The sequence below is a fragment of the Glycomyces rhizosphaerae genome (assembly GCF_042647865.1).
In the GTDB taxonomy this organism is placed as follows: domain Bacteria; phylum Actinomycetota; class Actinomycetes; order Mycobacteriales; family Micromonosporaceae; genus Glycomyces; species Glycomyces rhizosphaerae.
On the sequence record NZ_JBHRWO010000004.1, the window covers coordinates 193,564 to 214,394 of the forward strand.

General features: G+C 67.4%; 26 protein-coding genes and 1 pseudogene. 19 read left to right on the top strand and 8 right to left on the bottom strand.

Annotated elements, in window-relative coordinates; all coding sequences use genetic code 11:
- Positions 1 to 6 precede the first annotated feature (6 nt).
- Both ACFO8M_RS01660 and ACFO8M_RS01665 read left to right on the top strand, forming a co-directional pair.
- Positions 7 to 624 carry a helix-turn-helix domain-containing protein gene (locus tag ACFO8M_RS01660; RefSeq protein ID WP_387969632.1) on the top strand — a complete coding sequence of 206 codons (618 nt, stop codon included), beginning with the start codon at positions 7 to 9 and terminating at the stop codon, positions 622 to 624.
- Positions 621 to 1,136, top strand: coding sequence for a DUF6036 family nucleotidyltransferase (locus tag ACFO8M_RS01665; protein WP_387969635.1), 516 nt, complete (start codon positions 621 to 623; stop codon positions 1,134 to 1,136). Before ACFO8M_RS01660 ends, ACFO8M_RS01665 begins: the two co-directional genes overlap by 4 nt.
- Positions 1,137 to 1,156: 20 nt before the next feature.
- Here ACFO8M_RS01665 and ACFO8M_RS01670 read toward each other — a convergent pair whose 3' ends face one another.
- Positions 1,157 to 1,300 carry a hypothetical protein gene (locus ACFO8M_RS01670; RefSeq protein WP_387969638.1) on the bottom strand — a complete coding sequence of 48 codons (144 nt, stop codon included), beginning with the start codon at positions 1,298 to 1,300 and terminating at the stop codon, positions 1,157 to 1,159.
- 70 nt (positions 1,301 to 1,370) lie between these two features.
- Here ACFO8M_RS01670 and ACFO8M_RS01675 point away from each other — a divergent pair, with 70 nt between their 5' ends.
- On the top strand, positions 1,371 to 2,150 hold the full coding sequence (locus tag ACFO8M_RS01675) for a CHAD domain-containing protein (protein WP_387969640.1): 780 nt from the start codon (positions 1,371 to 1,373) through the stop codon (positions 2,148 to 2,150).
- Between the two features lie 22 nt (positions 2,151 to 2,172).
- Here the strand turns inward: ACFO8M_RS01675 and ACFO8M_RS01680 are convergent, their stop codons facing one another.
- Both ACFO8M_RS01680 and ACFO8M_RS01685 read right to left on the bottom strand, forming a co-directional pair.
- Positions 2,173 to 3,309 carry a hypothetical protein gene (locus ACFO8M_RS01680; protein ID WP_387969642.1) on the bottom strand — a complete coding sequence of 379 codons (1,137 nt, stop codon included), beginning with the start codon at positions 3,307 to 3,309 and terminating at the stop codon, positions 2,173 to 2,175.
- 101 nt (positions 3,310 to 3,410) lie between these two features.
- Positions 3,411 to 4,097 (bottom strand): IclR family transcriptional regulator, encoded by a 687-nt coding sequence (locus ACFO8M_RS01685; RefSeq protein WP_344469158.1) that lies wholly within the window; start codon positions 4,095 to 4,097, stop codon positions 3,411 to 3,413.
- A 67-nt stretch (positions 4,098 to 4,164) separates the two neighbouring features.
- Between ACFO8M_RS01685 and leuC the strand changes: the two genes are divergently transcribed.
- From leuC to ACFO8M_RS01700, 3 genes are all read left to right on the top strand, one after another.
- The gene (leuC, locus tag ACFO8M_RS01690; protein ID WP_387969644.1) at positions 4,165 to 5,592 is read left to right on the top strand and encodes a 3-isopropylmalate dehydratase large subunit; all 1,428 of its coding nucleotides are present in this window, start codon (positions 4,165 to 4,167) and stop codon (positions 5,590 to 5,592) included.
- 16 nt (positions 5,593 to 5,608) lie between these two features.
- Positions 5,609 to 6,208: a 3-isopropylmalate dehydratase small subunit gene (gene leuD / locus ACFO8M_RS01695; protein WP_387969647.1), complete on the top strand. Its 600-nt coding sequence runs from the start codon at positions 5,609 to 5,611 to the stop codon at positions 6,206 to 6,208.
- A 240-nt stretch (positions 6,209 to 6,448) separates the two neighbouring features.
- Complete coding sequence (locus ACFO8M_RS01700; protein WP_387969649.1) at positions 6,449 to 7,000, top strand: HU family DNA-binding protein; 552 nt, start codon at positions 6,449 to 6,451, stop codon at positions 6,998 to 7,000.
- A gap of 141 nt (positions 7,001 to 7,141) precedes the next feature.
- Here the strand turns inward: ACFO8M_RS01700 and ACFO8M_RS01705 are convergent, their stop codons facing one another.
- From ACFO8M_RS01705 to ACFO8M_RS01720, 4 genes are all read right to left on the bottom strand, one after another.
- The gene (locus tag ACFO8M_RS01705; RefSeq protein WP_387969652.1) at positions 7,142 to 8,422 is read right to left on the bottom strand and encodes a D-arabinono-1,4-lactone oxidase; all 1,281 of its coding nucleotides are present in this window, start codon (positions 8,420 to 8,422) and stop codon (positions 7,142 to 7,144) included.
- Positions 8,423 to 8,708: 286 nt separating this feature from the next.
- Positions 8,709 to 9,626, bottom strand: coding sequence for an NUDIX domain-containing protein (locus tag ACFO8M_RS01710; RefSeq protein WP_387969655.1), 918 nt, complete (start codon positions 9,624 to 9,626; stop codon positions 8,709 to 8,711).
- A 60-nt stretch (positions 9,627 to 9,686) separates the two neighbouring features.
- Positions 9,687 to 9,902: a cold-shock protein gene (locus ACFO8M_RS01715; protein WP_387969658.1), complete on the bottom strand. Its 216-nt coding sequence runs from the start codon at positions 9,900 to 9,902 to the stop codon at positions 9,687 to 9,689.
- A 63-nt stretch (positions 9,903 to 9,965) separates the two neighbouring features.
- Positions 9,966 to 10,193 carry a hypothetical protein gene (locus ACFO8M_RS01720; protein ID WP_387969661.1) on the bottom strand — a complete coding sequence of 76 codons (228 nt, stop codon included), beginning with the start codon at positions 10,191 to 10,193 and terminating at the stop codon, positions 9,966 to 9,968.
- 393 nt (positions 10,194 to 10,586) lie between these two features.
- Here ACFO8M_RS01720 and ACFO8M_RS01725 point away from each other — a divergent pair, with 393 nt between their 5' ends.
- The 12 genes and pseudogenes from ACFO8M_RS01725 (at position 10,587) to ACFO8M_RS01780 (ending at position 18,888) form a co-directional block, all read left to right on the top strand.
- Positions 10,587 to 11,357, top strand: a complete 771-nt coding sequence (locus tag ACFO8M_RS01725) for a lysophospholipid acyltransferase family protein (RefSeq protein ID WP_387969664.1) — start codon at positions 10,587 to 10,589, stop codon at positions 11,355 to 11,357.
- 11 nt (positions 11,358 to 11,368) lie between these two features.
- Positions 11,369 to 12,373, top strand: coding sequence for an NAD(P)H-dependent glycerol-3-phosphate dehydrogenase (locus ACFO8M_RS01730; protein WP_387971151.1), 1,005 nt, complete (start codon positions 11,369 to 11,371; stop codon positions 12,371 to 12,373).
- Positions 12,366 to 13,427, top strand: coding sequence for a D-alanine--D-alanine ligase family protein (locus ACFO8M_RS01735; protein WP_387969666.1), 1,062 nt, complete (start codon positions 12,366 to 12,368; stop codon positions 13,425 to 13,427). The genes ACFO8M_RS01730 and ACFO8M_RS01735 overlap by 8 nt, the downstream gene beginning before the upstream one ends.
- A 227-nt stretch (positions 13,428 to 13,654) precedes the next feature.
- Positions 13,655 to 14,260 carry a 30S ribosomal protein S4 gene (rpsD, locus tag ACFO8M_RS01740; protein WP_255671644.1) on the top strand — a complete coding sequence of 202 codons (606 nt, stop codon included), beginning with the start codon at positions 13,655 to 13,657 and terminating at the stop codon, positions 14,258 to 14,260.
- Positions 14,261 to 14,566: 306 nt separating this feature from the next.
- Positions 14,567 to 14,788 (top strand): translation initiation factor IF-1, encoded by a 222-nt coding sequence (infA, locus tag ACFO8M_RS01745; RefSeq protein ID WP_026929479.1) that lies wholly within the window; start codon positions 14,567 to 14,569, stop codon positions 14,786 to 14,788.
- 27 nt (positions 14,789 to 14,815) lie between these two features.
- On the top strand, positions 14,816 to 14,932 hold the full coding sequence (gene rpmJ / locus ACFO8M_RS01750; RefSeq protein WP_081913453.1) for a 50S ribosomal protein L36: 117 nt from the start codon (positions 14,816 to 14,818) through the stop codon (positions 14,930 to 14,932).
- Between the two features lie 168 nt (positions 14,933 to 15,100).
- Positions 15,101 to 15,475, top strand: coding sequence for a 30S ribosomal protein S13 (gene rpsM, locus ACFO8M_RS01755; protein WP_387969670.1), 375 nt, complete (start codon positions 15,101 to 15,103; stop codon positions 15,473 to 15,475).
- 11 nt (positions 15,476 to 15,486) lie between these two features.
- Entirely contained in the window at positions 15,487 to 15,885 is a 399-nt protein-coding gene (gene rpsK, locus ACFO8M_RS01760; protein ID WP_136529806.1) for a 30S ribosomal protein S11, read from the top strand.
- A 94-nt stretch (positions 15,886 to 15,979) separates the two neighbouring features.
- Positions 15,980 to 17,026, top strand: a complete 1,047-nt coding sequence (locus tag ACFO8M_RS01765) for a DNA-directed RNA polymerase subunit alpha (RefSeq protein WP_387969673.1) — start codon at positions 15,980 to 15,982, stop codon at positions 17,024 to 17,026.
- 66 nt (positions 17,027 to 17,092) lie between these two features.
- Positions 17,093 to 17,440, top strand: a pseudogene (gene rplQ, locus ACFO8M_RS01770) (50S ribosomal protein L17); the annotation flags it as partial.
- Between the two features lie 117 nt (positions 17,441 to 17,557).
- Positions 17,558 to 18,382 carry a tRNA pseudouridine(38-40) synthase TruA gene (gene truA / locus ACFO8M_RS01775; RefSeq protein ID WP_387969676.1) on the top strand — a complete coding sequence of 275 codons (825 nt, stop codon included), beginning with the start codon at positions 17,558 to 17,560 and terminating at the stop codon, positions 18,380 to 18,382.
- Positions 18,383 to 18,507: 125 nt separating this feature from the next.
- Positions 18,508 to 18,888, top strand: coding sequence for a group I truncated hemoglobin (locus ACFO8M_RS01780; protein WP_387969678.1), 381 nt, complete (start codon positions 18,508 to 18,510; stop codon positions 18,886 to 18,888).
- Positions 18,889 to 18,940: 52 nt separating this feature from the next.
- Here ACFO8M_RS01780 and ACFO8M_RS01785 read toward each other — a convergent pair whose 3' ends face one another.
- Positions 18,941 to 19,681 (bottom strand): hypothetical protein, encoded by a 741-nt coding sequence (locus ACFO8M_RS01785; RefSeq protein ID WP_387969680.1) that lies wholly within the window; start codon positions 19,679 to 19,681, stop codon positions 18,941 to 18,943.
- Between the two features lie 83 nt (positions 19,682 to 19,764).
- On the opposite strand from ACFO8M_RS01785, the gene ACFO8M_RS01790 reads away from it, so the two are divergent.
- Entirely contained in the window at positions 19,765 to 20,814 is a 1,050-nt protein-coding gene (locus ACFO8M_RS01790) for a glycerophosphodiester phosphodiesterase family protein (protein WP_387969683.1), read from the top strand.
- Positions 20,815 to 20,831: the final 17 nt, after the last annotated feature.

Here is a 20,831-nt window from a genome sequence, read left to right on the forward strand (position 1 = left end):
CGTCTCATGAAGGAATCGCTGCTGCCAGCTGTCGAGCGGCTTCGTTCCGCGCGACAGGATCTCGGGCTGTCTCAAGCCGAGGTCGCAGCTCGCATCGGTACGACGCAGTCGGCTATCGCCAGGCTTGAGTCTGGGGCCTCCGATCCACGGTTCAGTACGGTCAGCCGATATGCGGAGGCGGTCGGTGTCGACCAAATCGCGGTGAGTTTCAAGCGAACCCGTGAGCCGTCTTTGGATCGAACCGCCGCAGCCGTCCGGCACTCGCTGAACACGCGAGACCCGGACGACGCTTTCAGGCAGGTGATCATGTTCGTCGATGCCATCAGGCGATCCGATCCGGCCGTGGTGCGGAAGGCAATACGAACCGAACCGGAAGACATCGGAGACAGGAGGTGGGATGCGCTGCTTGCCGGAGTGGCCGAGTATGCGAGCGGTATTGCCGGACTTCCGGTCCCCGGATGGGCCAGTGCCCCCGGGCGTTTCCTGAGGAAGCCTTGGTACGTGATCGAGGACATCATCGGTCGCCCCGCACCCGGCCTCAAGGCGCTGGCGGCACTCTCGTCGCCGCCTGAACTCTCGGGCCGCGGAGTGTTCATCGACGGCTCTTCCTTGGAGAGTGTATGAACGACACGCTTGGGCGCGATGACATCACCGAGCTCCTCACGGAACTCGGCGAGGTGTTGGCGCAAGAGGGCGAGCGAGCGGAGCTCTTCATCGTCGGTGGCGCAGCCATGGCGTTGGCTTATAACACCAGGCGCTTCACCGGAGACCTTGACGCGATCTTCGAACCGAAGATGGTCGTCTACGAGGCCGCGCGGAAGGTCGCGGAGCAGCATGGAGTCGAGTCGGACTGGCTCAACGATGCGGTGAAGGGGTTTCTTCCCGGAGTGGACCCCAACGCCACCGTGATGCTCAAGCGGCCAGGCATCGTCGTGCGTGTCGCGTCGCCTCGGTACCTGTTTGCGATGAAGGCGGCCGCCGCGCGGGCTGATCGCGATGCGAAGGATTTGCGTGAGCTATACCAGCTCAACGGTTTTCAATCCGTTGAGGAAGCGCTTGATTGCGTCGCCGACTACTACCCGGCGAGGCAGCTCACTCCGAAGACGAAGCTATTTGTTCGTATGCTCCTGTCATAGGCGGCGACCAGCGCCAGCGGCTACTCGTCGAACCCGAGATCACGGTCCTGAAGCAGCTCGGCGCGAACGTCGGCGGTGTCCGTGAAGCCATCGACGTGCGGCTCTTCGCGGATCCATTCCTTGAAGTTACGGGTGTCGGCTTCGGCCTCGCGGTCGTCTTCCATGGGCGCCATGTTACGAGCCAGGTGTGTTCGGTGCTGTAATGGGAAGTGGGCGCTACTTCGGGAGGTGCCGATGACCGCCGTCAGTGCCGGGGCCGGGGTGCATTCTTATCTGGCCAAACAGGTGAAGACCTTGCGGAAGACGCGGAAGCCCGCTTTGCGGGGTGAAGAGGACGCCGTGCACAAGATGCGGGTCGCGACCCGGCGGCTTCGGTCCCTGCTCACCACCTACTCGCACCTCTACGCGAAAGTGCCGCTCTCCCGCAAGCGACTGCGCTGGCTCGCGGCCGAGCTCGGGGAGGTCCGGGATCTCGAAGTGCTGCGGATGCGGTTCGCCGAGCGGCTCGGCGGCGACGAACCCGAGTGGTTCCAGGCCCTCCTGGGCGAGGAGCGACGCGCGTACCGGCGGCTCGCGAGGGCCTTCGCGCGCAAGCGCTTCGCGAAACTCATGGAGGCCGCCGACCGGATGGCACGGCACCCGCACTTCTCGAAGGAGGCGGTCCGGCCCGCGGCGAAAGAGCTGATCGACGACGTCGAGGCCGCGCGCGACGATCTGGCCTCGGCCCTGTTCGCGATCGCCTCCGCCCCCGATCCGGACGCGGCACGCCATGCGGCCCGCAAGGCCGCCAAGCGCACTCGCTACACCGCCGAGGCCGCCTCGGCGCTCGGCGCGGTCGCCGAGTCGATCGCCGCCGAGGCCGAGCGGCTCCAGACCGTGTTCGGGCGTTACCAGGACGATCTCGTCGCCATCGCCTACCTGGAGGCCCACGCGCCCGATTCCCCGGTGCTCGAAGTCGAGAAGCGCGCTCGCGACGAGGATCTGGCCGCCATTGCGGCCGAGCAGTGGACGTGACGGCGGCCCGATTCGCGGGCGGTCAGGCCTCCAACAGCTCCTGAGCGGTCTCCAGGTAGCCGTTCATCGTCTCCTGCCAGGCGAAGACCTCCGCCTCGTGCTCGAGCATGCGTCCGATGTGGAGCGCACGCCATTGCGTCTGGCCCGCTTCGCGGTAGCCGGTCTCGTCGGCGCACGCCGCGAAGTCCTCGGCCAGCTCGACCTCGATCGCGAACGCGGTGTCGTAGTCGTACGGCGCGTCGGCCGGCACCTCGGGCATGAGCGCGAGCTGCCAGTCGGGCAGCGGGTCGAACTCGATGCCGGCGTTGGCCGGGTCCTGCGGGTAGTGGGCGTGCAGGTAGAAGAACGTGTCGACGTAGCCCTCGTCGTTCAGGTCCCAGCCGGTGTTGCCGCCTTCGTCGAGGCAGGTCAGGAACGCCCGCTCCTCTTCGCGGGTCAGGTCGCGCCAGGTCCGCAGCTGCTCGGCGTGGTCCCAGCCGACGTACAGCGGGTTCTCCTCGCCCCAGAGCCAGCTCACGAACTCCGGGTCCTCGGGGGCGCTCCACTGGACCGGTTCGCCGTAGATCGCCCGGTGGACCTCGCCGTCGCAGCCGCCGGGTTCGGGCTGTGTCAGGGGCTTGTCGTCGGGGCCCTCCTGCCAGGCGATGACCTCGGCGCCGTAATAGGCGACGTCCCAGGCCCTCCGGTCCTCGGAGGAGAGTTCGTAGTAGGGCCCGTCGAGCAGCTCCCAGTACGGTTCCATCAGCTCGTCGGTCGGGTCGGGCGGGGCGAGTTCGCTGCCGTCGTAGGTCTGGGCCCAGGCCATGAAGCCGTTCTCGGAAGCCTCCTCGGCGGTGGGGATCTGCTCGGTGGGCGCGTCGAACTGGAGCTGTTGCTCGTCGTCTTCGAGCGGCTCCGGCTGGTACCAGACCGTCTCGTCGTGGACGGTGAAGCCCTTCTCCTCCATGCACTGGCGCGCGAGGCGGCCGAAGATGGCGGTGATCTCGTAATTGACGTCTTCGGCCTCGGCGAGGGCGGCGATCAGGCGCGCCTCGTCCTCTTCGGTGGCCTCCAAGCCGATCTCGAGCGGCGTCGGCTCGGGTTCCTCACCGGTGCAGGCGGTGAGCGCGAGGGCGACGCAGGCCAGGGGTGCGGCAGTGCGGATGGGGTTGTATCGCATGCTCCTCAGACGAGGCGAATGACCGGTTCGGTTGCGCCGCGGACGAGGAACGGCCCGGCGGAACGAGTCCGCCGGGCCGCCACGAGCACGGAAAATGGGGGTCAGAGGCCGGAGAGCTTCTGCCCGGCGCGGATCACGGCCATGCCGAGGCGGTCGCCGGGGCGCCGTCCGAGACGCTCTATGGGACCGGACACCGAGATCGCGGCGACGACGCGGCCGGTCTTGTCACGCACCGGAGCTGAGACGCTGACCACACCGGGTTCGCGTTCGGCGACCGACTGCGCGAAGCCGCGGCGGCGTACTTCGGCGAGGGTCTTGGACGAGAAGCGGCACTTCGGCAGCAGCGGCAGGATCCCCTCCGGGGGCTCCCAAGCCAGCAGCACCTGCGCGCCCGAACCGGCGGTCATCGGGAGGCCCGCGCCGACCGGCACGGTGTCCCGCAGCCCGGAGGCGCGTTCGGCGGCGGCCACGCAGACGCGTTCGTCTGCCCGCCTGCGGTACAGCTGGGTCGATTCGCCCGTCTGGTCGCGCAGGAGGTTGAGCACCGGCTCGGCGGCGCTCAACAGGACGTCGGCCGTGGAACCGGCGAGCTCGCCGAGCTTCGGTCCGGGGCGCCAGCGGCCTTCATGGTCGCGTTGCAGCATCTCGTGGGCCTCAAGTGCCTGCGCGAGCCGGTGGGCCGTGGCCCTGGGCAAACCCGTCTCGTGCACGAGCTCAGCCAGGCTGGCGCCGTTGGTGCAAGCCGTGAGGATGAGCACCGCCTTGTCAAGGACGCCGACTCCGCTGATAGTATTCGTTCTCACGAGCTGAACATTACCTCCCATATTTCGAGAAGTCCAACGACTGGGAACAGAGATGTCACGTACACCACACGAACCCGAGGAGACGCGGCCGCGCACCCTCGCACAAAAGGTCTGGGACGCCCACGTGGTACGCACGGGCGGCCAACAACCCGACCTGCTCTACATCGACCTGCACCTTCTCCATGAGGTGACCAGCCCCCAGGCCTTCGACGGCCTCCGGGTGGCAGGGCGCAAGGTCCGCCGGACCGATCTCACGATCGCGACCGAAGACCACAACACGCCCACCGACAACCTCTTCACCATCGCGGACCCGACCAGCCGCAAGCAGATCGAGACGCTCCGCGCCAACTGCGAGGAATTCGGCGTCCGGATCCACTCGCTCGGTGACGAGAACCAAGGCGTGGTCCACGTCGTGGGACCCCAGCTGGGACTCACCCAGCCGGGCATGACCGTCGTGTGCGGCGACTCCCACACCTCCACGCACGGCGCGTTCGGCTCGATCGCGTTCGGCATCGGCACCAGCGAGGTCGAGCACGTGCTCGCCACGCAGACCCTGCCGCAGGCGAAGCCGAAGTACATGGCCGTCACCGTCAACGGGTCGCTGCCCGAAGGCGTGTCCGCCAAGGACCTGATCCTCAAGATCATCTCCATCACCGGCACCGGCGGCGGCAAGGGCCACATCGTCGAGTACCGCGGCCAGGCCATCGAGGAGCTCTCGATGGAAGGCCGCATGACGGTGTGCAACATGTCGATCGAGTGGGGCGCCAAGGCCGGCATGATCGCGCCCGACGAGAAGACCGCCGCCTACGTCAAGGGCCGCGCGCATGCGCCCCAGGGCGAGGACTGGGACGCGGCCGTCGAGTACTGGCAGAGCCTCACCACCGACGAGGGCGCCGTCTTCGACAAGGAGATCGTCATCGACGCGGCCTCGTTGAGCCCGTTCGTCACCTGGGGCACCAACCCCGGGCAGGGCGTCGAGCTGTCCGGGAGCGTCCCCGCCCCCGAGGACTTCGAGGACCCGATCGCGCGCACCACCGCCGCTGGGGCCCTGGAGTACATGGGCCTGAAAGCCGGCACGCCGATGCGCGACATCGACGTCGACGTCGTCTTCCTCGGCTCGTGCACCAACGGCCGCATCGAAGACCTGCGCACCGCCGCCGAGGTCATCAAGGGCCGCAAGGTCGCCGAGAGCGTCAACATGATGGTCGTGCCCGGCTCCGCGAAGGTCCGCGAGCAGGCGATCGCCGAAGGCCTCGACAAGGTCTTCATCGACGCCGGCGCCGACTGGCGCTTCGCGGGCTGTTCGATGTGCCTGGGCATGAACCCGGACCAGCTGACGCCCGGCCAGCGCGCCGCCTCCACCTCGAACCGCAACTTCGAGGGCCGCCAAGGCAAGGGCGGACGCACGCACCTGGTGAGCCCGGCCGTCGCGGCCGCCACGGCCGTCACCGGCCACCTCGCCAGCCCGGCGGATCTGTAGGAAGGGCAGGGAAACCATGGACAAGTTCACGACCCACACCGGTCACGTGGCGCCGCTGCGGCGCTCGAACGTCGACACCGACCAGATCATCCCGGCCGTGTACCTCAAGCGGGTCACCAAGACCGGCTTCGAGGACGGCCTGTTCGCCGAGTGGCGCGAGGACGAGAAGTTCCTGCTCAACCAGGACGAGTACAAGCAGGCCACGATCCTGGTCACCGGCACCGAGTTCGGCACCGGTTCCTCTCGCGAGCACGCGGTCTGGGCCCTGAAGGACTACGGGTTCAAGGCCGTCATCGCTCCGCGCTTCGGCGACATCTTCCGCGGCAACTCGCTCAAGAACGGTCTGTTGACTGTGGAGCTGCCCGAGGCGGCCGTCGAAGAGCTGTGGCGGCTCGCCGAAGTGAACCCGGACGCGGAGGTCACCGTCGACCTCGAGAAGTGCGAAGTCCGTGCGGGGGACCGCACCTGGGGCTTCGAGTTCGACGAGTTCCTGCGCTGGCGCATGATGGAGGGCCTCGACGACGTGGCGCTGACGCTGCGCGACGAGGACAAGATCGCGGCTTTCGAGTCGAACCGGGACGCTTGGCGGCCTAGGACTCTCCCCGCTCGGGTCTAGTGTCCACAACCCGATTCAGTTAGGCCCTACGTACGGAGCCGGTGGCGTCGCCACCGGCTCCAGGCGTGTTCGGGTCCCTCCCAACGGGGTTGCGAGCGTCGATTTCGGGCACCGGAATAAAAATTCCTTGCGACACAACGGGTCGATTTTCGCGGAAACAGTTGCGTTCGCTTTCGAAACGTCATAACGTGCGCTTAACAAGCTGGTATGGCTTCAAGGACTATCGGGAGGGTAGGACTCGTGAACAAGGCAGAGTTCGTCGATCGGATCGCAGCACGGACTGGCGACCGCACCGCCGCGAAAGAAGTGGTGGATGTCGCGATCGACGAGATACAGCGCGCGGTGGTGAAAGGGGAGAAAGTCTCCTTCGCCGGATTCGGCGTCTTCGAGAAGCGCCAGCGCGCTGCTCGCATGGCGCGCAACCCGCGCACCGGGGAAGCGGTGAAGGTCAAGAAGACCGTCGTCCCCGCGTTCCGTCCGGGCACCGGCTTCAAGGAGCTCGTGACCGGCAAGCGCAAGGCGGCCAAGTCGGCCACCGCGAAGAAGGCGGCACCGGCCAAGAAGGCCGCCGCCAAGAAGGCGACCAAGAAGACGGCCGCCAAGAAGACCACGCGGGCGGCCTCCACGGCGACCCGTTCGACGGCCACGAGCCGCGTGGGCGCCAAGAAGACCGCGGCGAAGAAGTCCACGGCCAAGAAGGCCTCGACCGCGAAGAAGGCGGTGCGCAAGACCGCGGCGAAGCCCGCGGCCAAGAAGACCGCGAAGAAGACCATGAAGCGCGGACGCGGCTGATGCCGCGGCCCCGAACCGGTTCGGGGCACGGTGAGGCCCCGTCCGTACTCGCACGGGGAAGAGGGCATTCAGGATCCACCTGAATGCCCTCGTTGCTTTACCCGGCTTTTCCGGGACGGCCGCGTCGCGCGGCACCGTCCACTAGCGTGCGGTACCGCCCGTGACTGCGGCGGAGAAGTCATTGGTGAACTTCCCCTCTGGATCGACGCGTTCGCGAAGTTTCTCGAAGTCCCCCATTCGCGGATAACGCGAGCGGACGTCATCGATTGGTATCGAAAACAATTTGCCCCAATGCGGCCGCGGTGAGAACGGTTCCAGTGCCCCCTCAATCGCGGACATCACCGGCTCGACTGCCGCGAAATCGCTCACCCAAGTGAAATGCAGGCCCACTGTGTCGCGCCCGAATGCGGGTGAGAGCCACAGGTCGTCGCCCTTCATCGTGCGGAGCTCGCAGATCTGCACGACCGAGCCGAGCTTGTCGCCGAGTCCGGCCATGGCCTCCAGGGCCGCGGGCGCGTCGGCGCGGTCGATCAGGAACTCCGACTGCAGTTCGTCGCCTGAGCTGGGCGTGAACTCGGGTTTGAAGTGCGGCAGGCGTTCGTGCCAAGGACCGGTCTGGCCCTGCTGCTCGGTGCACGCGGTGGGGTCGACGCCCGGGACGGGGTGGCGCGGCCCGTCGGCCAGCGGTGCGCCGTACCAGTTCGCCTTCGGGAACGGGTGGGTCTGGTCGGCGGTGCGCTGCTTGACCCAGTACTGGAACTGCGGTTCCGCGCCCCACGCGGTGAACAGGCTGGTGCTGTAGGCGGCGGAGGTGAGCTCGTCGAAGTGCACGACGGCCTGGTCGAAGGCGAGGCCGTCGTAGACGTACTGGCGCATCTCGAACCCCGGCAGGAGGTCGAGGGTCACGGCGTGCACGACCCCCAAGGCCCCCAGGTGGACCACGGAGCCGGGGAAGTCCTCGTCGCCGCGTGCGACGGTGCGCAGTTCGCCGTCGGGGCCGATGAACTCGATCGCGGCCACGGCGGTGGCGAGGTTCCCGTTGCCGTTCCCCGAGCCGTGCGTGCCCGTGGCGATCGACCCGGCAATGGAGATGTGCGGCAGCGAGGCCATGTTGTGCAAGGCGAACCCGGCCCGGTGGACGGCGGCACTCAAGGCGGCGTAAGTGATCCACCCGGACGCCCGGACGGTGCCGGTGAGGGCGTTGATGTTCACCTCGGGCTCGATGCCGGCGAGGGAGACCATGGTCGCGTCGGAGGCGGCGATCGTGTTGAACGAGTGCCCCGAGCCGAGTACGCGCAGGCGCGGCGCGGCGGCCACGACCGCACGGGCCTCATCGAGCGTGGCGGGCGCCTCGAAGCGGCTGGGGGAGAAGCGGATGTTCCCGGCCCAGTTCTGCAGGGCGGTTGGGGCGCTGTCCGGCACGGCGGCATTCCTCCTTGTAGGCGCGCTGAGACGCACGCAGAGCGGTGGGGCGGCCAACGGTACCGCGACCCGCTCGCAGGACGCACGTGAGCGGTCCAGGGGGCGGGAATGCGGTAAGCAGCGCAGCGGTGACGACCGCCACCGCTGACCCGGACCTGCCGTACCCCCCATGTCAGGGTTTCGACAGTGCCAATTGACGGCTCGCAGGCTTCGCCGAGGCCGGGCCCGAGACACGGCGCTCAACTGCTCTTGCCCTGCCCGCGAAGCGCCTCCGCGAGCGGGATCCCTACAGTCGCTCCACACCCACGAGCTTCTGGCCCGACAAGGACAGCACCCAGGCCTCACCGGGCCTGGTCGACACGTCCGGGGTCTCGACGCCGTCCTCGTCCGCCAGGATCGCGACCGTGTCGCTCACGACTTCCGGCTCTGCGCAGACGATCGTCGCACCGCCGCCGCCCGCGAGCTCGCGGACGCGCGCGCTGGAGCGTTCGGGATTGCGTTCGTGGGCTTCGGTGTCGAACGCCGCATCGCCGCTCAGCATGCACCGCACCGCGTGCGCGATCGGCTCCACCGTCTGCACGCCGGCCCGGCTCGTGGCGCTGTAGGCCCGATCCGGCTGGTACAGCGACGCGAGCGCCGCCAACCGCACCGCCTGGTCCTGCCCGCGCGGGCTCAGCGGCCGCGTCACTTCCGGCCCGTCCCAGTCCTGCTCGACCTCCGCCGGAGCCACGAGCAGGACCGTCGAGGTCACCGCCGGGAGCGAACCGAACGCCTTGAGCACCTGCTGGTCCCGCGGGCGCGTCAACACCTCCCGCGCCTCGGCCAAGGTGATCCAGCGCCGCTCGCCGATCTCCTCGTCAGCGGTGAACGCCGCCTCGGGCTTCTCGGTGCGCATCGACCAGTAGTCGACGTACTTCAGGACGTCGCCTGCGGGGTTGGGCAGCACATACGAGGCCCGGCACAGCCACAGCTGCGGGATGACCGGGATCCCGGTCTCCTCCTCGACCTCGCGGCACGCCGCCGTGAGCGGGTGCTCGCCGGGGTCGAGCTTGCCCTTCGGCAGCGACCAGTTCCCGACCTGCGGGCGCCACACCGCGACCACTTCCAGCAGCCCGCGCTCGCCGTTGCGCCACAACAGGCCGCCCGCGGCGGCGATCTGCCTCTGCGGCGCCCCGTTCACGACAGTGTCCTGTTCCACACTCACGCGCTCTACGGTACTGGGACTCGCCCAATCGAGGGAATCGTGCCACTCGTGCGGAGGAGGTCAGCCGTGCATGGTGAGGATGCGAACGGCGACAATTCGCCCTTCCGCGTCGCTTTCCAACGAGACCCGCTGGCCGAGGCGGAGAAACCGCAGCCCGGAGACGGCGAAGGCCGCCGCGTCGAAGGCGACGCGGCGGCCGTTGTCGAGGACGACCTCGCCGGAGGTGTCCTCGTTGAAGTTCGAGACGGTGCCCTGCATGGTCTCAGCTTGGCCCATGCGAGCCCTGAAAGCGAGGGGCCGCCCGGGGCGTTGCCTCCGGCTGCGCCTCTTTTATCGGAACTACTTCCGGATCTGGGGGTTGTTGCGCCCGCCGAGGGCCTTCTTGGCCTTGAGGCCGAGCCAGATGACGCCGCCGACGATGGCGATGAAGACGGCGAAGTTGAAGATGAAGGCGAGCACGCCGCCGATCGCTCCGAGCACGAATTGGATCACGTTCACCACGATGATCACGGCGAGGACCGCTCCGCCGAACAAAGCGGCGAGCCAGCCGAAGAGACGCCAGTTCATGTCACTCACTCCGAGTCGAGTCGAAATTCAAGCCGACCCGTCCGGTCGGCTGCGTAGATGTCATTGTGACTCTATGATGACATCATAGCGGGTTCCCCGCAACCCTCGGGTACCGCCGACCTCGGTCCGCGCCATACGGTCCGCGCGCCGCGTACGGGGGAGTTCACGCGCCGTAGCTGCGCAAATGTGCGGCTCGCAAGCGTCGCCGAGGCCGTACCCCGCGACGAGGAGTCAAACCCCACGCTTTGCTTCCCGTCGCCTGAAGGGCACGGCGCGGGCGTTAGAGTGCAATGCACCGACGATCCCGTACACAACGGCACCGTCCGGGCCGATCCGCGGTCCACGTGCGCCGGAGGTGCCCGCCCCGGCATACAGAGAGAAAGAGAGACGCAGGTGACCGAGCCGACGCCCGAGGCGCAGTACACCTTCCGCCGCCGAGGCGGCGACTCCCTCCGCCTGGACGTCCGCGTCTACGCCAACCTCGTCAAGGGCGGCATGCTCGGCCTCAGCAAGCGCTCCTGGTCCGGCATGGAGCACATCCCGCTCAAGGGCCCCGCGATCCTCGTCTGGAACCACTACTCCGACATCGACCCGCTGCTCGTCGTCCACTACGTGTACAACGCCGGCCGCCACCCCAGGTTCCTCCTCAAGGAGTCGATCCTGCGCATCCCCCTGGTCGGCCCGCTCGTGCGCAGCACCGGCCAGATCCCCGTCAAGCGCGGCAGCGCCGAGGCCGCCGACTCGCTGCGCACCCTCGAACGCGAACTCGCCCAAGGCCACGTGGTGATCATGTCCCCCGAGGGCACCGTCACCAAGGAACCGAACCGCTGGCCCATGCGCGGCAAGACCGGCATCGCCCGCCTCGCCCTCGAGTCCGGCGCGCCCGTCATCCCGATCGTGCAGTGGGGCGCCCTCGGCATCCACGACCGCAAGCGCGACCCCAAGTTCAAGGTCGGCCGCAAGCCCGTCACGGTCCGGGCCCTCCCGCCCGTGGACCTCTCGCCTTGGCTGGGCAAGGATCCCAGCCGCGAGGACCTCGCCGCCGTCACCGACCGCATCATGGAGTCCCTCCGCGGCGGCCTCGCCGAGATCCGCGGCGAGGAAGCACCCCCCTTGTACGACCCCCGGCAGCAACGACCCGAAGAAAGCGAGTCTTCCGAGTGAGAGCAGCCGTCATGGGGGCCGGTTCCTGGGGAACCGTGTTCGCCAAGATCCTCGCCGACGCCGGAACGCCGGTCACGTTGTGGGCCAGGCGGTCCGAGGTCGCCGAGGCGATCAACGCGAGCCACCGCAACCCGGACTACTTCCCGGACATCGAGCTGCCCGCGCTCGTCAACGCCACGAACGACGCGGCCGAGGCCCTGCGCGGCGCCGACCTCGTGGTCCTGTCGGTCCCCAGCCAGACCCTGCGCGGCAACCTCGCCGCCTGGACCGAGCACCTGGAACCCACCGCGACCCTGCTGAGCCTCATGAAGGGCATCGAACTCGGCTCGACCGAGCGCATGACCGAGGTCATCGCCGAGGTCACCGGCTTCCACCAGGCGCACATCGCGGTCCTCTCGGGCCCGAACCTCGCCCGCGAGATCGCCGAGGAGCAGCCCACCGCCTCCGTCGTCGCCTGCATCGACCACGGCCGGGCCGTCGACGTCCAGAAGGCCGTCACCACCTCCTACTTCCGCCCGTACACGAACACCGACGTCGTCGGCTGCGAACTCGGCGGCGCGGTCAAGAACGTCATCGCCCTCGCCTACGGCATGGCCGCCGGCATGGGCATGGGCGACAACACGAAGGCCACGATCATCACCCGCGGCCTCGCCGAGACCACCCGCCTGGGCATGCGCCTGGGCGCCGACCCCACCACCTTCGCCGGCCTCGCCGGCCTCGGCGACCTCGTCGCCACCTGCTCGTCTCCCTTGTCGCGCAACCACACCTTCGGCGAGCAGCTGGGGCTGGGCGCGACCCTCGAGGAGGCCGCCCGGGTCACCAAGCAGACCGCCGAGGGCGTCAAGAGCTGCCGTTCCATCACCGACCTCGCCCATAAAGTGGGCGTGGAGATGCCGATCTGCGACGCCGTGGTGCGGGTCTGCCACGAGGGACTCGACCCCAGAGCAGCGGTCGCCGAACTCATGGGACGCGAGACCAAACCCGAAACCGACAGTTTGAGGTCCGACAATGACTAAACCGACCGTCGCCGTGTTCTTCGGCGGGCGCAGCGTGGAACAGCCCGTCTCCTGCGCCTCCGGCTCCGGTGTGGCCAACGCGCTGCGCGAGCGGGGTTTCGACGTCACCACGATCGGCATCACCCGCAGCGGCGAGTGGGTCGAACTCTCGCCCGACGTCGCCTTCGCGATCGAATCCCCCGAAGCCCTCCCCGAGGTCACCGCCGAAGCCGGCAAGGCCGTCGCAGTCGACCTCGGCCCCGGAGCCCAGCCGATCGCCGACGTCCTCTTCCCGGTCCTCCACGGCCCCTTCGGCGAAGACGGCACCATCCAGGGCCTGTTCGAAATGGCCGGCGCCCCCTATGTCGGCTCCGGCGTCCTGTCGAGCTCGCTGTGCATGGACAAGGAGTTCAGCAAGCGACTCCTCGCGGCCGAAGGCGTCCCCCAGGGCGCGTTCGACGTCCTCAAGGCCGGCGACGAACTCGACGCCGAAGCCGTCATCGGCAAGCTCGGCCTGCCGATCTTCGTCAAGCCCGCCCGCGCCGGTTCGAGCCTCGGCATCAGCAAGGCCAAGTCCGGCGCCGAACTGATCGAAGCGGTCGCGAAGGCCCGCGAGGTCGACGACAAGGTCGTCTTCGAAGCGGCCTTCGAGAACGCCCGCGAGATCGAGATGGGCGTCGTCGAGACCCTCGACGGCGACCTCGAGATCACCTTCCCGCTCGAAGTCCTCGCCAAGGGCGAGGACGGCTGGTTCGACTTCGAGGCCAAGTACCTCGACAACCCCGAGCCGTTCAACCTCCACCCCGACTACCCCGAAGGCGTCGCCGAGCAGGCCCAGGAGCTGGCCCGGAAGGTCTTCCGGCTCCTCGACTGCCGCGACCTGGCCCGCGTCGACTGCTTCCTCGGCGAGGACGGTGTGGTCTATCTCAACGAGGTGAACACCATGCCGGGCATGACGCCGATGAGCGGCGTGCCGCAGGCCTTCGCCGCCTACGGCATCTCGTACGGCGAGCTCGTAGAGCGCCTGGTCACTCTCGCGGCGGCCCGCGTGGGCGGCGGCAGAGACGCCGAGTAACCTGGCTGGAGGTTCAATAAATCATCCGTTGGATGATGAATCACGATCATCTTGATCTATCAAGCTGACCGTGATCATTGAGTCCGCCGCAACACCGTGTGCGCGCCAGCCCCTGGGATACCCCGGGTGAACAGCTGAGCGCGCTACACTCACGCGTTTCTGCTGGTCAGGAGCGCATTATGCCTCGTATCTTCTTCGAGGCGACGCATGAATTACTGGAGAGATCATTGCAAGCTAAGGCGAAAGTCAAGCTTTCCCGATCCCTCGGCATCGCTCTGACGCCGAAGGCCGCCAAGTACATGGAGCGCCGTCCCTACCCTCCGGGGCAGCACGGCCGCGGCCGCAAGAAGGAATCGGACTACAAGAACCAGCTCGTCGAGAAGCAGCGTCTGCGCGCGCAGTACAACATCTCTGAGCGCCAGCTGCGCAACGCCTACGCCGAGGCCGTGCGCAAGCCCGGCAAGACCGGTGAGGTCCTGGTCGGCCTGCTCGAGTCCCGCCTGGACGCCTTCGTGCTCCGCGCTGGATTCGCCCGCACCATCTACCAGGCGCGCCAGTTCGTCAACCACGGTCACTTCACCGTGAACGGCCGCAAGGTCGACATCGCGTCCTACCGGCTCAAGGCCGGCGACTTCGTGCAGGTTCGCAAGAAGTCCCGCGAGACCACGCCGTTCCAGCTGGCCGCCGCCGGCGCCTGGGCGGGCGAGACGACTCCGGCTTACATCGAGTCCCACCTCGAAGGCCTGATCGCCCGCTTCCTCTCGGTGCCCGAGCGCAAGCAGATCCCCGTGATCTGCGACGAGCAGCTCATCGTCGAGTACTACTCGAAGTAAAGCCTGAGCGAGCAATGAGCGCCGCCCGGCTTTCCGGGCTTCCGGGAGACCGGGCGGCGCTCCGCTCTCGCCTTAGTGCCCTCCGTCACGGTTAACCCCCTGGTGGGCGGTATTGGGACGCGAGTAGACTCGCTCAGTGGTGCAGTGCGTCCCCTAGTGGGTCGCCATGACCTCCGGTCTCCGGAAGTGTCCGGCGAAGCGCCGCATCATTCCTACGCCGCCCGAATCCTCGGGCCGGTGTGCCAGTAGCTCCGACCTGTCATGGGTGCGGGGTTTCCAGACCGAGTTGTCACGGTAGCGGAGGACATGCCGAAAAAAGACGGTGCCATCGAGATTGAGGGCAAGGTCGTCGAGTCCCTCCCGAACGCTATGTTCCGGGTGGAACTCACCAACGGCCACAAGGTACTCGCCCACATCAGTGGCAAGATGCGCCAGAACTACATCCGTATCCTCCCCGAGGACCGGGTCGTGGTGGAGCTCTCGCCGTACGACCTGTCGCGCGGGCGGATTGTCTACCGCTACCGCTGACCTGACGACTACACGTAAGTAGGACTCGTGAAAGTCAAGCCGAGCGTCAAAGTGATCTGCAAGAACTGCCGCGTGATCCGCAGGCACGGACGAGTGATGGTTATCTGCTCTTCCGACCCGCGTCACAAGCAGCGTCAGGGCTAAGCAGCACATACGCCAGCAAGAAAGGCCCCAGAAGGGGAAACCGCCGCCAGTGCGCAAGCACAACCCTCGGCTCGGAGGCCGAGGCTCGCATCGCCCATCAGGGCAGGGGATCAGACCCCGACGAGAAGGCAGTGGTCAGACCTCCGACAACGCTAGGAGTACGCCTGAATGGCACGCCTGGTTGGAGTCGACCTCCCGCGCGACAAGCGCCTGGAGATCGCACTCACCTACATTTTCGGCATCGGCCGCACGCGCTCGCTTGAGACGATCGCGGCGACCGGCCTCGACCGCGACAAGCGCGTCAAGGACCTCACTGACGAAGAGCTGGTCTTGCTCCGCAATCACATCGAGGAGCAGTACCAGGTCGAAGGCGACCTGCGCCGCGAGGTGCAGGCCGACATTCGCCGCAAGATCGAGATCAACTGCTACCAGGGTCTCCGTCACCGCTACGGCCTTCCGGTTCACGGTCAGCGGACCAAGACCAACGCCCGTACTCGCAAGGGTCCGAAGAAGACCGTCGCGGGCAAGAAGAAGGCACGTTAGGAGACCAGCTGATGCCACCGAAGACTCGCGGCGGTTCTAAGAACCCGCGCGCCAAGAAGAAGAACGTGCCCCACGGGCACGCCCACATCAAGAGCACCTTCAACAACACCATCGTGTCGATCACCGACCCGACCGGTGCTGTCATCGCCTGGGCCTCCTCCGGCCAGGTCGGTTTCAAGGGCTCGCGCAAGTCGACCCCGTACGCCGCGCAGATGGCCGCCGAGGCCGCCGCCCGCCGTGCGATGGACAACGGCATGCGCAAGGTCGACGTCTACGTCAAGGGCCCGGGTTCGGGCCGCGAGACCGCGATCCGCTCCCTCCAGGCCGTCGGCCTCGAGGTCGGCTCGATCAACGACGTGACCCCGCAGCCGCACAACGGCTGCCGTCCGCCGAAGCGTCGCCGCGTCTAACACGCGCAGCGTCACCCAAGCGGACATCGTCACCGAAAATCCATGAGTTTAGGCGTCAAATAGCGGGCGCCCCGAACAAAGGAAACATCGAAAAGTGCTTATCACTCAGAGGCCTTCGCTCACCGAGCAGCAGATCAGCCCGACCCGCTCCAAGTTCACGATCGAACCCCTGGAGCCCGGTTTCGGCTACACGCTCGGCAACTCGCTGCGGCGCACGCTGCTGTCGTCCATCCCGGGCGCGGCGGTCACGTCGATCAAGATCGACGGCGTCCTGCACGAGTTCTCCACCATTCCCGGCGTGAAAGAAGACGTCGTCGAACTGGTGCTGAACGTCAAGCAGATCTGCGTCTCCTCCGAGAGCGACGAGCCGGCCACCATGTACCTGCGCAAGGAAGGCCCGGGCGAGGTTCTCGCCGGGGACATCCAGCCGCCCGCCGGCGTGCAGGTCCACAACCCCGAACTCAAGCTTGCGACCTTGAACTCCAAGGGCCGCATCGACATGGAGTTCGTGGTGGAGCGCGGCCGAGGCTACGTCTCGTCGCCGGCCAACAAGGGCGAGACCAACGAGATCGGCCGCATCCCGGTCGACTCGATCTACTCGCCCGTGCTCAAGGTGGCCTACTCCGTCGACGCGACCCGCGTCGAGCAGCGCACCGACTTCGACAAGCTCACCGTCGACGTCGAGTCCAAGCCGTCCACGACCCCGCGCACCGCGCTGGCGTCGGCCGGTTCCACCCTGGTGGAGCTGTTCGGCCTGTACCGCGAGCTCGACACCGAGGCCGAGGGCATCGACGTCGGCCCGAGCCCGGCCGACCAGCAGCTCGCTGCTGATCTGGCCCTGCCGATCGAGGACCTGGACATGACCGTCCGGTCCTACAACTGCCTCAAGCGCGAGGGCGTCAACACGGTTGGCGAACTGATAAACCGCACCGAGGCCGACCTGCTGGATATAAGGAATTTCGGGCAGAAGTCGATCGACGAGGTCAAGATGAAGCTCGCCGGCATGGGCCTGAGCCTGAAGGACTCGCCCGGCACGTTCGACCCCAGCGAGGCCGCAGTGGCCTACGGCGGGTCGCCTGTCGCCGACAACGACGAGTACGAGGACGACGGCGAAGATCTCCGCGAGACCGAGCAGCTCTAGAGCTGCGTGATTACGGTGGTCGGTTCCGTAAGACGGCCGGCCGCGACACCATTAGAGGAGTTAGAAATGCCTAAGCCCACCAAGGGCCCGCGTCTGGGCGGTTCGCCGGCGCACGAGAAGCTCATGCTCTCGGGCCTCGCGGCCTCCCTGTTCGAGCACGGCAGCATCACCACCACGGTGACCAAGGCTCGCCGTCTGCGCCCCTACGCCGAGCGTCTCATCACGTACGGCAAGAAGGGCACGCTGCACCACCGCCGTCTGGCGCTGGCCAAGCTGCGCAACAAGGACGCGACGCACGACCTGTTCGAGCAGGTCGCCCCGCGCTTCGCCACCCGCGAGGGCGGCTACACCCGGATCATCAAGGCCGGGAACCGCAAGGGCGACAACGCTCCGATGGCGATCATCGAGCTGGTCGACTAGAACGGCTGAGCCAATTTATGGCTCGCAAGCTTCGCCAAGAGCGAACCGCGCGCAGGGCTCATGCTCTGCGCGCGGTTTGCTTTATCCGGAAGGGTTGCTGTGGACGAGGTTGTGGATCAGGCTGCGGAGACGACGCGGCTGCGGCTCGGGGTCGCCTACGACGGGGCCGAGTTCTCGGGCTGGGCTTTGCAGCCGGGGCTGCGTACCGTGGCGGCGGAGGTCATCCGGGCGCTGGAGCTGCTCTTCGGCGAGATCGGCGACTTCACGGTGGCCGGCCGGACCGACGCCGGCGTCCACGCCACGGGCCAGGTCGTGCACGTGGACGTGCCGACGGCGAAGTGGGAGGCCTTGGGGGAGCGGCTGCTGTGGCGGATGCGCGGCATCCTCCCGCCGGACGTGCGGGCGACTTCGGTTGCGGCCGTCGACCGCTCCTTCAACGCGCGCTTCGCGGCCCAGTGGCGGCGCTACCGGTACCGGGTGGCCGACGCGACCTGGGGCGTGAACCCGCTGCGGCGCTTGGACACCCTGGCCTGGCAGCGGCCCCTCGACGTCGAGCGGATGCACGCGGCCTGCCAGAGCCTCCTCGGCGAGCACGACTTCGTGGGCTTCTGCAAATCGCGCGAGGGCGCGACGACCATCCGGGAACTGCAGCAGTACGACTGGGCGCGAGACGAAGACGGCGTCGCTGTGGCGACGGTGCGCGCGGACGCGTTCTGCCATTCGATGGTCAGGAGCCTGGTCGGCGCCGCCTTGGCAGTGGGCGACGGTCGGCGCGATGAGGCATGGCTGGCCTCGATCGTCACCGTCGGCGAACGGAAGAACGACGTCCACGTCGTCGGCCCGCACGGCCTGACGCTGCTTGAGGTCTCGTACTCCGATGACCCGAAGGACTGGCAGGACCGGGTCGACCTGACCCGCCGGGTGCGCACCCTGTAGCGGCTGGGTGTGAACGGCATGTTTCCGGCATCGCATTTGCTGCTGTCGACGTTGTGGAGACGTAAGTTACGGCGATCCAATCCAACCGCTATCGCAGGGAATCGGTCGAAACGGACGCTCGGTGCATGACTGACGCATCGTCTGAAAGCACCACCACGATCCTGGAACAGATCGGCGGGGACGCCGCCGTCGAAGCGGTCGTCGATATCTTCTACGGCAAGGTCCTCGGTGACGAGCAGCTCGCCGATTATTTCATCGAGTCCGACATGGACCAGCTCAAGAAGCACCAGGCCAGGTTCGTCGCCCAAGCGCTCGGCGGCACTCGGCCCTACAGCGGCCGGTCCATGCAGAAGGCGCATGAGGGCCGGGGCATCACCGGCGCCGACTTCGACCGCGTCGTCGAGCACCTCGCCGCGTCGCTCAGTGAGGCGGGCGTCGACGGCGACACGATCGGAGTAATCGCCGGGGCGCTCGCGCCGTTGAAGGGGGACATCGTCACCGGCTGATCCGTCCGGTTTGGCGGGACCGGGTCGACCTGACCCGCCGGGTGGGCACGCTTTAGCGTTGGAGCTCGGCCGCGACGGCGATGGCGGCATCCACCATTTCCTCCCGCGCGTCGAACTCCCGGTCGATCTCGGCCGGGTCGACGCCGCAGGCGGCCTGCCACTCTCGCAGCCGCGAGCAGCCCCCCATCCACAGCGGGAACGCCAACGGGTCGAGTCCGAGCACCGCGAGACGCTCCAGTGTGGCCTCGTCGTTCATGGCCTCGTCGCCTTCGACGATGACCTGGAGCCATTCGACCCACTTGGTCTTCACTACGACACCGATCTCGATGCCCTTCGTCCACTGGTCGAACAGGCCCGCCAGGCTCATGGCGGCGCGGACCGGGCTCGTGCTGTCGGGCTCCCACTCATAGTGCCAGATCTCGCCTACATGGCCCTCTGCCAGCACGAACGTCAAGACGACGTGGTCGGTGAAGAAGATCGGCAACTGCTGCCGCCACGGGAAAGGGACGCCGATGGCGAGCGCCGTGTAGTCGACGTACTCCGCTATCTCGGCCTCGCCCGGCCAGTCCATCAGGAAGACGCCCTCGGGGAACAACCTTGCGGCGCCCCAGCCGATGGAGTACAACCAGAGCAGTTGCTCCGGGATCTGCTCGACATCGGTCATCCGGAGCACCAGATCAGTGGGCGGAGCAGGGGTCTTGCGTTCGGGGGCAGGCAGTTCGATGCCGGCGGCCTGCGCCGCGGCTCGGTAGCGTTCGAGGGAGTCGCGCAGCTCGCGCATGTCGTCCAGCATCTCAATCCTCCGGATACGGTCTGGACCGGTGATGGTCGCATCGTATTCACTTGGGGGACAGGCCTTGCCGACAGGCTGAGGCCATGAAACGCTTCCTCCCCGCGGCGGCGGTCACCGCTGCCGCCGCACTCACCATCACCCTCCCCGCGATCCCTGCCGCCGCGAACTCTGCGCGCGACTTCGACCTTCAGGCCCACCGCGGCGGGTTGGGGCTCGTCGTCGAGAACACCTTGCCTGCCTTCGCGAATGCCCTGGAACTTGGCGTCACCACCCTTGAACTCGACGTCCAGATAACCGAGGACGACCATGCGGTCGTCACTCACGACCGCAAGGTCAGTGGCGCCAAGTGTCTCGACACCGCTCCGGCCTTCGATGGCGACACCGAGTTCCCGTATGTCGGCAAGTACGTCAAGGACCTCACCCTGGACCAGGTCCGCACCCTTGACTGCGGCACGCTCGCCCAGACTGCCTTCCCCGGTCAGGTGACGCATCCCGGCGAGACGATGCCATTGCTGAGTGAGGTCTTCGACCTCGTGCGGGACTATCACGCCCGCGGCGTGACGCTCAACATCGAGACCAAAGTGGAGGCCGGTGCGCCGCACGAGACCGCGCCGCGCGAGGCGTTCGTGGAGACCGTGGTCGCCGACATCCGAGCGGCGCGCATCGGCCGTCAGGTCACGATCCAGAGCTTCGACTGGGGCACTTTGATGCTCATGGACGAGACCGCGCCCGAGCTGCCGATCGTCGCGCTCACGAACATCTCGTTCCTCCAGACCGGCCAGGCCGGGGCCTCGCCTTGGCTGGGCGGCATCGACATCGACGACTTCGGCGGCGACCCGATCGCCGCGATCGACTCGTTCGGCGCCGACGCGTTCTCGCCCGTCCACGGCTCCCCGCAGAACGGGAAGGTCACCGACGCGAACTACGTGCCGTACGTGACCGAGGCGATGGTCGACCACGCGCACGACTACGGCATCGAGGTCGTCCCGTGGACCGTGGACGACGAGGCCACCATGCGCAAGCTCATCGACGACGGCGTGGACGGCATCATCACCGACTATCCGGATGTGCTCCGCGAGGTCATGCAGGACTACGGCTTCCGGCTCCCGAGGCAGTACTGCGACCGGCAGTGACCGAATCGTTACGAGAT

Excerpts from the sequence above, each read along its gene's own strand:
- ACFO8M_RS01660 (WP_387969632.1), top strand. The coding sequence starts at position 7 with ATGAAGGAATCGCTGCTGCCAGCTGTCGAGCGGCTTCGTTCCGCGCGA.
- ACFO8M_RS01665 (WP_387969635.1), top strand. The coding sequence starts at position 621 with ATGAACGACACGCTTGGGCGCGATGACATCACCGAGCTCCTCACGGAA.
- ACFO8M_RS01670 (WP_387969638.1), bottom strand. The coding sequence starts at position 1,300 with ATGGAAGACGACCGCGAGGCCGAAGCCGACACCCGTAACTTCAAGGAA.
- ACFO8M_RS01675 (WP_387969640.1), top strand. The coding sequence starts at position 1,371 with ATGACCGCCGTCAGTGCCGGGGCCGGGGTGCATTCTTATCTGGCCAAA.
- ACFO8M_RS01680 (WP_387969642.1), bottom strand. The coding sequence starts at position 3,309 with ATGCGATACAACCCCATCCGCACTGCCGCACCCCTGGCCTGCGTCGCC.
- leuC (WP_387969644.1), top strand. The coding sequence starts at position 4,165 with ATGTCACGTACACCACACGAACCCGAGGAGACGCGGCCGCGCACCCTC.
- leuD (WP_387969647.1), top strand. The coding sequence starts at position 5,609 with ATGGACAAGTTCACGACCCACACCGGTCACGTGGCGCCGCTGCGGCGC.
- ACFO8M_RS01715 (WP_387969658.1), bottom strand. The coding sequence starts at position 9,902 with ATGGGCCAAGCTGAGACCATGCAGGGCACCGTCTCGAACTTCAACGAG.
- ACFO8M_RS01720 (WP_387969661.1), bottom strand. The coding sequence starts at position 10,193 with ATGAACTGGCGTCTCTTCGGCTGGCTCGCCGCTTTGTTCGGCGGAGCG.
- ACFO8M_RS01730 (WP_387971151.1), top strand. The coding sequence starts at position 11,369 with ATGGGGGCCGGTTCCTGGGGAACCGTGTTCGCCAAGATCCTCGCCGAC.
- ACFO8M_RS01735 (WP_387969666.1), top strand. The coding sequence starts at position 12,366 with ATGACTAAACCGACCGTCGCCGTGTTCTTCGGCGGGCGCAGCGTGGAA.
- infA (WP_026929479.1), top strand. The coding sequence starts at position 14,567 with ATGCCGAAAAAAGACGGTGCCATCGAGATTGAGGGCAAGGTCGTCGAG.
- rpsM (WP_387969670.1), top strand. The coding sequence starts at position 15,101 with ATGGCACGCCTGGTTGGAGTCGACCTCCCGCGCGACAAGCGCCTGGAG.
- rpsK (WP_136529806.1), top strand. The coding sequence starts at position 15,487 with ATGCCACCGAAGACTCGCGGCGGTTCTAAGAACCCGCGCGCCAAGAAG.
- ACFO8M_RS01780 (WP_387969678.1), top strand. The coding sequence starts at position 18,508 with ATGACTGACGCATCGTCTGAAAGCACCACCACGATCCTGGAACAGATC.
- ACFO8M_RS01785 (WP_387969680.1), bottom strand. The coding sequence starts at position 19,681 with ATGCTGGACGACATGCGCGAGCTGCGCGACTCCCTCGAACGCTACCGA.
- ACFO8M_RS01790 (WP_387969683.1), top strand. The coding sequence starts at position 19,765 with ATGAAACGCTTCCTCCCCGCGGCGGCGGTCACCGCTGCCGCCGCACTC.